Annotated in this window: 8 protein-coding genes and 1 riboswitch; of the genes, 6 read left to right on the forward strand and 2 right to left on the reverse strand. The window is 35.3% G+C overall.

Annotation, left to right across the window (positions count from 1 at the left end):
- Positions 1-15: 15 nt before the first annotated feature.
- The gene (locus ACQVV1_RS09230; protein WP_242254334.1) at positions 16-408 is read right to left on the reverse strand and encodes a VOC family protein; all 393 of its coding nucleotides are present in this window, start codon (positions 406-408) and stop codon (positions 16-18) included.
- Positions 409-521: 113 nt separating this feature from the next.
- Here ACQVV1_RS09230 and ACQVV1_RS09235 point away from each other — a divergent pair, with 113 nt between their 5' ends.
- Both ACQVV1_RS09235 and ACQVV1_RS09240 read left to right on the forward strand, forming a co-directional pair.
- The gene (locus ACQVV1_RS09235; protein ID WP_242254326.1) at positions 522-2,831 is read left to right on the forward strand and encodes an AAA domain-containing protein; all 2,310 of its coding nucleotides are present in this window, start codon (positions 522-524) and stop codon (positions 2,829-2,831) included.
- A 75-nt stretch (positions 2,832-2,906) separates the two neighbouring features.
- Positions 2,907-3,008, forward strand: a riboswitch (SAM riboswitch).
- A gap of 88 nt (positions 3,009-3,096) precedes the next feature.
- Positions 3,097-4,302 carry a M20 family metallopeptidase gene (locus tag ACQVV1_RS09240; protein WP_242254325.1) on the forward strand — a complete coding sequence of 402 codons (1,206 nt, stop codon included), beginning with the start codon at positions 3,097-3,099 and terminating at the stop codon, positions 4,300-4,302.
- A gap of 168 nt (positions 4,303-4,470) precedes the next feature.
- On the opposite strand, the gene ACQVV1_RS09245 is transcribed toward ACQVV1_RS09240, so the two are convergent.
- Positions 4,471-4,911, reverse strand: a complete 441-nt coding sequence (locus ACQVV1_RS09245; protein WP_431168785.1) for an Lrp/AsnC family transcriptional regulator — start codon at positions 4,909-4,911, stop codon at positions 4,471-4,473.
- A 168-nt stretch (positions 4,912-5,079) separates the two neighbouring features.
- Here ACQVV1_RS09245 and ACQVV1_RS09250 point away from each other — a divergent pair, with 168 nt between their 5' ends.
- The 4 genes from ACQVV1_RS09250 (at position 5,080) to ACQVV1_RS09265 (ending at position 10,233) form a co-directional block, all read left to right on the forward strand.
- On the forward strand, positions 5,080-5,844 hold the full coding sequence (locus ACQVV1_RS09250; RefSeq protein ID WP_242254324.1) for an SDR family oxidoreductase: 765 nt from the start codon (positions 5,080-5,082) through the stop codon (positions 5,842-5,844).
- A 374-nt stretch (positions 5,845-6,218) separates the two neighbouring features.
- Positions 6,219-6,785, forward strand: a complete 567-nt coding sequence (locus ACQVV1_RS09255; RefSeq protein ID WP_213744444.1) for a TetR/AcrR family transcriptional regulator — start codon at positions 6,219-6,221, stop codon at positions 6,783-6,785.
- Between the two features lie 58 nt (positions 6,786-6,843).
- Positions 6,844-8,700, forward strand: coding sequence for an alpha/beta fold hydrolase (locus tag ACQVV1_RS09260; protein WP_431168786.1), 1,857 nt, complete (start codon positions 6,844-6,846; stop codon positions 8,698-8,700).
- A gap of 318 nt (positions 8,701-9,018) precedes the next feature.
- Positions 9,019-10,233, forward strand: a complete 1,215-nt coding sequence (locus tag ACQVV1_RS09265; protein ID WP_242254320.1) for an MFS transporter — start codon at positions 9,019-9,021, stop codon at positions 10,231-10,233.
- Positions 10,234-10,402: the final 169 nt, after the last annotated feature.

Genomic DNA, 10,402 nt, shown 5'->3' on the forward strand with positions numbered 1-10,402 from the left:
ACATAAAGGTTTACTTTATCTCTTGGTTTCAAAAAACTCAATCCATTCCCCATCAGGACCCGCGAAGAATATGTAACGTGTTCCATCCGGTAATGTTTCGATTTCTTCTCCTAGTAAAAAGGTTACTCCATGTTTCTTGAGTCTTTCAATTTCTTCTTTTAATGAATCCACTTTAAAGCAAATGTGATGTACTTTTCCTTCTGCCGGAAGAGAGGAGTTGTAACCTTCAATGAGTTCCAGTATCGTTTCCTTCGATTCTTCCACACCTAAAAAAGCGAGTTTTAAGTCTGGGTTTGGATGTCCCATTCGCTTAATAAGCTGTAAGCCAACTACTTTTTCATAAAAAGTTATAGATGTTTCTAATTTAGCAACCATAAGTCCAACGTGTTCTATTCTTCTAATTGGCATGTAGATTCCTTCTTTCTGAAAATTTTATATGTAAAATAATATTGAAAATTAAGAAAATAAGCAAGATAAAAACCTTACAAATTTTAGCGTGTTATATGGTATAGTGAGAAAGTATGTTTGGGGAGAAGGAAGGAGATTATACGATGAATACACCTACTCAAACTCCTTCATTATCGGAAACGATGAAAGAGTGGCATTATGCATTAGCGTATGAAATTAAACATTGGAAAACGATAGGTGGTAGTAAAATTTCTATCATGAACGGTCGTTTTTTATATACAGATTATGAAAGTACAGTATATGTATTTCAGCTTATTTCGGAAGTAAGCTTACCTGAAGGTTCACCTATTCGAATTGAGTTCGATGGTGAGGAAGCGACAGGAGAAGTATTATCTGTACATGGATTAGAAATAGAACTGAAGTTAAATGATTATATACAAGGCGAAATAAGAGAGGCTGTTTTATATAGTGAACCGTGGCAGCTTTTAGAGCAACTGCAAGAGCGATTGAAAGAGGCGCATAAAGATAAGCTAAAACGTAATCGTATAAAGCGTCTTGTTGATGGGACGAGCAGTCCGAAACATATTGAGAAGATGAAAAATCCGAAAAATGAATTGGCGTATCGTTCGTTTTACAATCCGACAACGTACGTGTGGGGACCGCCTGGAACAGGGAAGTCTTACAATTTATCACGTATTATTTCGGCTCATTATCAAAAAGGAAAATCGGTACTTGTGTTAGCTCATAGTAACGCAGCAGTGGACGTATTAATGAGTGAAGTAACGAAGCAAATTGAAAAGAAAAAGAAATGGACGCCTGGCGAAATTGTTCGTTACGGTTATAGTCAACATGAACATATAAGAAATCATGAAACGCTACTTGCGTCGAAGTTAGTTGAAACGACGAACGGATCTTGGGGAGAAGAAAGACTCTATTTAGAAGAGACACGACAAGATCTTCGTGAAAAGATTTTATCGTATAAAGCAACATCTGCTGATAAGAAGCGTATACAAGAGATTGAAAGTGATCTTCGAAAGCAAAAAGCGAAAATTAAAGAAGTAGAAAAAGAATACATTGAAAATGCGAAAGTAATCGGCGCAACTTTATCGAAATGTGCCATTGATTCACTTATTTACGAGCGTACATTTGATTTAGTTGTTGTAGATGAAGTGAGTATGGCATATGTTCCGCAAATTGCATTAGCTGCTTCACTTGGAAAACGTATCGTCGTTTGTGGAGACTTTTTACAGTTACCTCCAATTGCGATGGCAAACCATGAACTCGTTCGCAAATGGCTCGGCGAAGATATGTTTTACCATGCTGGGATTGTTGAGTCTGTTAATAAATCAGAAGCACATCCGAACCTGTTTATGTTGCAGGAACAAAGACGTATGCATGCGGATATATCTAAGTTTACAAACTCATTTATTTATAAAAATAGAGTATACGATCATCCGTCAGTTTCAGAACGTAAAGAACTTGCGAAACTACAACCGTTCGCAAATGAAGCGAGTATTTTATTTGATACGAGCTTAATGGGAGCTTTTTCGTTAAAGGATGCTGCTTCAGGATCGCGTTTTAATATTATGTCTGGTTTAGTAGCGATGCAAATGATGTTAATCGGACTGTTAGATGGTGTGCAATCGATCGGTGTTGTGACACCTTACAGGGCACAATCCCGCTTTTTATCAACGTGTATTAGAGAAATGTTACAGAGAACGAAATATCAACACATACCTGTTTTAGCAGCGACAGTTCATAAGTTTCAAGGTTCTGAAAGAGATATGATGATTTTTGATACGGTTGATAGTTATCCGCAAGAACGCCCTGGCGTGTTATTCTTTGACCATAAAAACCATCGTCTCGTCAATGTAGCAGTGACAAGAGCGAGAGGGAAGTTCATTCAATTATCGGATTGCCATTATATGCGTAAAAATCTTTCAAGAAAACAAGCGTTATCACAATTAACAGCTCATATAGAACGTCATGGAGATGTGTATGATCGTACGACATCAAGGCAATTGTGGGAACGAAAAATATCGAAACGATTACGCTGGTTTATGGAAATGAATCTTGAGGAAACGAAAGGGCTATTAAAAGATATTTTAGCTGCAAAACGAAAAATCATTATTTCACTTCCAAGTACAAAACAAGTAGATAAACGAGTATGGCAAGCGTTAATGCGTACAAATGCGCAAATAACAGTGTATAGTGATGGACCAGTTCCACTGAAAAATGTAAAGTTACAAAGGCAAAATAAAGCCTTCCCATTTATCGTAATCGATGATGAAATCTTTTGGGCAGGGGCACCGCTTACATCTCAAATGATGTTTGAAGGTAGTATAGAATTTCCGTACGTATGTGCAAGACTGCAAGCACCTGAGGCAATTGGTGTATTAAAAGGATTTTTAGATATTCGGTAAATTCGGATAGGAATTCCTTGACTTTTATTTGAAATGAACTTAGAATGAATGTAATTTAATATAATTTTATGAAAATTCTTATCACGAGAGGTGGAGGGACTGGCCCTACGATACCTCGGCAGCGGATTCTTTATGAATACTGTGCCAATTCCAGCAAGGTAACTTGAAAGATAAGAAAGAAGCTCATTTTGACTGTATATACAGAAGCCTCTTTCTATCTTTTAGAAAGAGGCTTTTTTACGTGAAAATAAAAGGGGGAAGACAAATGGGAGCGACTGGAGTAACGTCACAAAGAAAAACAATTGAAGAGAGTATCGAAAGAAATAAGGAAAAGTACATAGAAACAAGTCATGATATTCATGCGAATCCGGAGATTGGTAACCAAGAATTTTACGCATCTAGAACGTTAAGTTTATTGCTAGGTAGTGCAGGATTCCAGTTGCAGCACAATATAGCTGGACATGAAACAGGTTTTATCGCACGAAAAAGTTCAGGGAAACAAGGACCAGTTATCGCATTTTTAGCTGAGTATGATGCTTTACCAGGACTTGGCCATGCGTGTGGTCACAATTTAATCGGCACAATTAGTGTTGCAGCAGCAATTGCATTATCAGAAACGCTTGAAGAAATAGGCGGAGAGGTTGTCGTTTTCGGAACACCGGCAGAAGAAGGTGGGCCAAACGGTAGCGCAAAATCGAGTTATGTAAAGGCAGGTTTATTTAAAGATATTGATGCGGCGCTTATGATTCATCCGAGCGGAAAAACAGCAACAACGAGTCCTTCACTAGCAGTTGATCCACTTGATTTTCATTTTTACGGAAAAACAGCTCATGCTGCAGCTTCACCTGAAGAAGGGATTAACGCATTAGATGCGGTTATTCAGCTGTATAACAGTATTAATGCACTTCGTCAACAACTTCCGTCAGATGTGAAGATTCATGGCGTTATTACAGAAGGAGGAAAAGCACCTAACATTATTCCTGACTACGCCGCAGCAAGGTTCTTCATTCGTGCAGCAACGCGAAAAAGATGTGCGGAAGTAACAGAGAAAGTGAAAAACATCGCACAAGGGGCAGCGCTAGCAACAGGTACGAAAGTAAAAATCCATCAATTCCAAAATGAGATCGATGAATTACTCGTAACAAAAACATATAACGACATCGTAGCGGAAGAACTAGAATTACTAGGTGAAGAAGTAAATCGTAAAGAAAGACTTGGCATTGGTTCAACCGACGCAGGAAACGTAAGCCAAGTCGTACCGACCATTCACCCGTACATTAAAATCGGCCCAGATGACTTAATTGCACATACGAATGAATTTAGAGAAGCAGCACGCTCAGAATTAGGAGATAAAGCATTAATTACATCCGCAAAAGCATTAGCAAATACAGCGTATCGATTAATTACGGAAGAAGGGCTGTTAGAGAGGGTGAAGGAGGAGTTTAGAGAAGCGCAGAGGAATCAGGGATAAGGGGATTAAGGTGCTCTTTTCGAAGCACAATCTAATTAATAAGTAGAGATATAAAAAAGAACATTGAAATATCAATGTTCTTTTTTGTTTACTAATCATTGGTTTTGTTGGTTTTTCTCATAAAGGAAAAACTTTTACTGTTAGCGGGGGATAATACGTATCCCTTTATCAGAACGACAATTTTTCCTCAAATTCACTCTTTAATACAATTAAAGGAGATGATAAGCCAAATTGCATTAAAGAGTCTAAAAATGTAGCGAGAGAATCCATCGAATCGCTCATGACCTTCATCATATAATTAAACTCTCCGCTAATTCGATATAAATCTGTTACTTCAGGAGCGGCATTACAATATTGGATAAAATCAGAGCATTGGCTCGTTTTAAACATGATGAATGCTTGAATGTTCTTATTAATTTTGGAAGGCTCAAATTTCGTTCGGTAAGCCGCTATAACTCCTTGATCTTCAAGTTTATTAATACGCTCTTTTACAGCAGGCTGCGTCATGGATATAATTCGTCCTATTTCTGAAACGGAAATTCTCGCATTTTCATACAACAAGTTCATTATTTTATGATCAGTTTCATCCAGTTTTACAGCGTTTTGCATTGTGTAGCCTCCTTATTTTGTTTTCTAAAGTAAATCATGAATTATAACTATAATATCATAAGCTAACGAATTGAATTACCTATAAATATATATTTAAAATTATTGGTGTTTACATGAAAATATAAGTATAGGTTTTTATCAAACGGAAATTTAGGAAGGATGGAAGAAATGAAGAATCTTGATGGGAAAATCGCGTTAGTAACAGGGGCAAGTCGCGGTATTGGTCGTGCGATTGCGATGAGATTGGCAAACGACGGTGCATTAGTAGCGATTCACTACGGCCGAAATAAAATAGCTGCAGATGCAACAATTAGTGAGATTGAATCGAATGGAGGAAAGGCATTCTTAATTGAAGCAGATCTCAATTCAATGGATGGTGTCAAAAAGATAGTAGAACAATTGAAGAATGAATTACAAATAAGAGTTGGTACATCAGAGATTGATATTTTAGTAAACAATGCAGGGATAGGTACACAAGGAACGATTGAAGATACGACAGAAGAAGTTTTTGATGAAATTATGGCAGTAAATATGAAGGCACCGTTCTTTTTAATTCAGCAAACATTACCATTACTACGAGCAGAAGGGCGAATTATCAACATTTCATCAGCTGAAGTACGACTTGGTTTTACAGGCTCAATTGCATACGGTTTAAGTAAAGGTGCACTAAATACGATGACACTGCCTCTTGCTAAACATCTCGGAGAAAGAGGTATAACAGTGAATACAATCATGCCTGGATACACGAAGACAGATATGAATGCGAAATTGCTAGATGATCCGGAAATACGAAATTTTGCTACGAATTCATCTGTGTTCGGACGAATAGGGCAAGTTGAAGAGATTGCAGATGTAGTAGCATTCCTTGCTTCTTCTGATAGTCGCTGGGTAACAGGGCAAATTTTAGATGTTTCTGGTGGGTTTTGTTTATAGGGGCACTACTCCATACCCATCAAGCTAATCAAGTAAATTACTAGATATGAAACGATCCTTGTTTCATATCTGGTAATTTATAGAAAGGTATGCATGATAAAGAAGTCTATTAAAACGTGATTTTTTCGCTAGACAACTTGAATCAGGGGGCATTTCTTTTTCTTAAGTTGATGGGCATGTATGGTGACCCCTATTAGACGATAGTGAATTAACAATTTCGGGGTTCAGTTCAACTTTATTCAAAATAAGATTTTTTTGCAGTAAAATCAATGTTAGTGGAACTTTTTTAATCAAACTTTTTTAAAAATTAACATAAATACTTGCAATATTTAAATTAGTACTATATAGTTCTAGTTATGACAAAGGTAAAATTAATGAATCAAAAACGTGTGATTGAAGTAGCTGCAACATTATTTTTAGAAAAAGGGTTTGCTTATACAAGTATGGATGAATTAGTACGTGTAAGCAAAGTTTCAAAGTCTAATGTGTATTATCACTTTTCTAATAAGGAAGTATTATTAGAAGGGGTCGTTGATTATTGGATTGAAATGTATCAATCTGCAATTGATGACGTACTTTCTCAGAACCAATTTTTAGTTGAAGATCGTATCCAACTGTTTTTAAAGCAATTATCACAAGGAGTTCAGTCGAGAGAGTATAAGGGGAGCTGTCCATTTATTACTCTTTATATTCAAAGTCCTAAACAGGCCACGCAAATAAAAGAAAAAATAGGTCTTTTTTTTACAGGATTACAAGAGAAAGTTTCTCTATTACTTAAACAAGGGGTAGAGAATGGAGAATTCAGAAATACGATTAATATTGATGAGGTTGCATCACTTTTTATTACAAATCTTGAAGGAGCGTTATTTATTTCAGAAACATTGAAGGATGCAACTGTAATCACGAAAACAGCAGATCATTTTTTAAAATTGCTTCGATAAAAGAAGCTTTTTTTTTACATCAAATTAGTACTGATTAGTACTACAAAGGGGATTTTATATGAGAACAGTATTTTTAACTGGTGGAACAGGCTTTATTGGAAAACAATTAGTGAAAGAATTAGCCAAAGAGGATGTTAAAATTCTTCTTTTAGTAAGGTCGAAAAGTAAAGCAATACGCATTTTTCAAGAAAGAGGCATCTTAAAAAAGGCATTTATGCACTTTATTGAAGGTGATTTGACGAAAATAGATTTAGGTCTAAGTGCTGAAGATAAGGAGAGGGTATTGAAAGCGGATGTGATTATTCACGCAGGAGGCCCCATGGATATTCAAGCGACAAGTAAAGAGGCAGCTTCCGTATTTTTAAATGGCGCCAAACATATTAGTGAATTAGCTAAAAGTATTCATCAATTGAAGGGCTTGCAACAATTTATTCATGTTGTAGGTTATATGAGTCCCTTTGATGATAAAAATAGTAAGATTGCAATTGATGTGTTTAAAGAAGGAAACAATTATTTGAAAATAAAAAACCCATATGAGAGAACAAAATTTTTAGCAGATCTTTATATCCGTCACCAGGCATCAGCGGTAGGTTATCCGCTTTCTGTAATTAATCCGCCAACTGTAGTCGGTAGTAGTAAAACAGGGAGTACAGAGCAGATAGCAGGATTAGGTTTGCTTGTTATGAGTATGCGAAGAGGGCTCATGCCAGTGATTCCTGGAGGTAAGGGATATAGGTTACCTCTTATTTCAAACGATGAGCTTGCGAAGTTTATTGTGCAGGTTTTCAAATTGGAGCAACCGACTATTCAAACATATACACTTGTTGAAGACAAACCGCACGATCAGAACATTGCTGAATTATTAAGTATTATGTCGGAAAGTATGAATTTGAGGGCACCAAAAATCTCTGTTCCAATGCCACTTATGAAAGCAATTATGAATAGTGGAGTAAGTAAAATAACAAAAATTCCTTCTGATGGACTGAATTTTATTACAAAACGAAAATTTTCAAATGTTTCAGCGGAAAAAATTATGGGAGGAGATTGGTTTAAGAAGACGAGTGTAATGAAATTTTTCCCTGCCGTAGTAGCTGATTTGGATTATCGAATGATGTATCAAAATGGCCAGCATAATCATTTATTTAAACGAACATTATGCGATAACAATACCCTTTACCAATTACAAGGAGAGGGTAAACCGTTTATTTTATTACATGGTTTATTGAGTGATGGAGAGGATTTATTTCCTTTAGCACAAGAGCTTCATGAAAAAACTGGTCAACCTGTATGGATTTTGGATCTTCCAGGTTTGGGACGTTCTCCTTTTAAACAAGAGAAAAATCTTCTAGATATCTATTTGAATGTAGTGAAAAAGTTATTGGAGAAAGCTACTAATGGTGCACATCTAATTGGCCATTCATTTGGTGCGTTTATTCTTCTGGAAGCATTAGTAAAAGAGTACATAGATAAGAAGTATTCAATCACTTTACTTCAGCCACCTGTTGCTAAAAAAAATGCTAAATCGCTAAATGTTCCTCAATTTATGAACAAATGGACATTAAAATTAGCAACTACTAATTTGATAGGGCGTTATTTATTAAGTAATGGTTTGTTTGAAAGTATGGAGAGCATCCCTGAACATTATATTGAAAAAATAAGTACCAGTTTTACTTCTCCTAGAATTTTAAATACTACGGTTCAGCTTAACAGTTTACTACTGAAAAACGATCAAGGTGATTTCAATGAAGTAACAAAGTATAATCTTCACATTATTTGGGGGGATTATGACAGAGCCTATTCTGCTCCATCGCATCTTGGTAAGGTTGATTTTGTTCCATACGGCCATCATTTTCCTCTTAGCCATCCGAGTGAAACGGCAACATTAGTAATAAAAAATAATAATACTAGCATATGAGAGTGTGGGATAAATAAAAAGTGCGTAGTAAGATCGTTGTGTCTTTGAAATAAAATCGTACTATTTTTTGCCCCACCCCATCACCATCAAGTTAAAATTTTATAATGCTCCAAAACGAAAAATTTGAGTCTTTTATAGCAATGAAGTTCATTTTATCGTTTTGGGGCAACCTGATTTGGTGGTACGCCTTATAGATATTTTTACGTTTTTAATTTTTGTATTGACCTTAAAGTTACTTTAAGGTTTATCCTAAAGACAATTACATAAAAAAGTTTTTTTATGTCTATATATAATTAATCATAAGGTGAGGAAAGTCATATGGGTATATACAATAGGAAAAATTTAGCTTTAGTTTTAGCATTATTTAATGTATTTATCGTATTTTTAGGAATTGGTCTTGTAGTTCCTGTAATGCCATCTTATATGAGGGCATTACATTTAGGCACTGACACTATGGGATATTTAATTGCTATGTTTGCATTTTTTCAACTATTAACATCTCCTATTGCCGGAATATGGGTAGATATATTTGGTCGAAAAAAAATGATCATAGCAGGGTTAATTCTATTTTCCTTTTCTGAATTTTTATTTGGAGTTGGAAATCAAATATGGGTATTATTTCTTTCTAGAGCACTAGGAGGTGTTAGTGCTGCATGTATGATGCCGGCAGTCACTGCTTTTATAGCTGATACAACATCATTAGAAAACAGAGCAAAAGCATTAGGGTATTTATCAGCAGCTATTAGTACAGGATTCATTATTGGACCTGGTATTGGTGGCTTTATATCTGATTTTGGCATACGTGCACCGTTCTTTTTTGCAGCAGTAATTTCTGGTATCGCTGCGTGTTTTTCAGTATTCATTTTGAAAGAACCTGTATCTAAAGAACAACGAATTAAAATGCAAGATAACAAAATACAAGTTAGTTTTTTAAAAGAAATTAAACAATCTTTTCACCCTTTATATTTTATCCCATTATTACTTGTTTTTGTTTTAGGATGTGGTTTATCAGCTTATGAACATATGTTTAGCTTTGTTGTTGATAAAAAGTTTGGTTTTACACCTAAAGATATATCAATAATTATTTCAGTAAGCGCCATATTAGGAGTAATAGCACAAATCATGTTCTTTGAAAAATTAGTAAAAAAATTTGGTGAAAAAGGAATCATTAAATATAGCTTATTTATAGCCGCTATAATTATAGTTGTATCTACATTTGTCGGTAATTATTGGATGGTCGCGATTTTAACGTTTATCATCTTTTTGGCATTTGATTTACTTCGACCAGCAATTACAACATTACTTTCTAAAATAGCTGGAGAAAATCAAGGATTTATCGGAGGGATGAATTCTACTTATACAAGTCTCGGGAATATAATAGGGCCAGCAACGGGAGGCATTTTACTTAATGTAAATGTTAATCTACCATATATCTTTGCAGGATTAATTCTTACTATTGGATTTGGCATAACTGTATACTGGTCCAAATATATAACAAAAAACAACCGAAATACATTTCCAATGCAATCCTAATTTTATTGACAGGTTTCTATTTAAACCCAAACCAGAAAGCTTACGTTTTTGTTTAATAAATCCCTTAAGTTGATGGGCATGGGGTACCGCCACACATCCATCAACTTAAGGTATATTTTTATACAAAATGCGGCCTTTCCATATAGTTTTTTATTATCTTTTATAGATT

Source organism: Bacillus basilensis, assembly GCF_050630465.1.
GTDB lineage: Bacteria > Bacillota > Bacilli > Bacillales > Bacillaceae_G > Bacillus_A > Bacillus_A basilensis.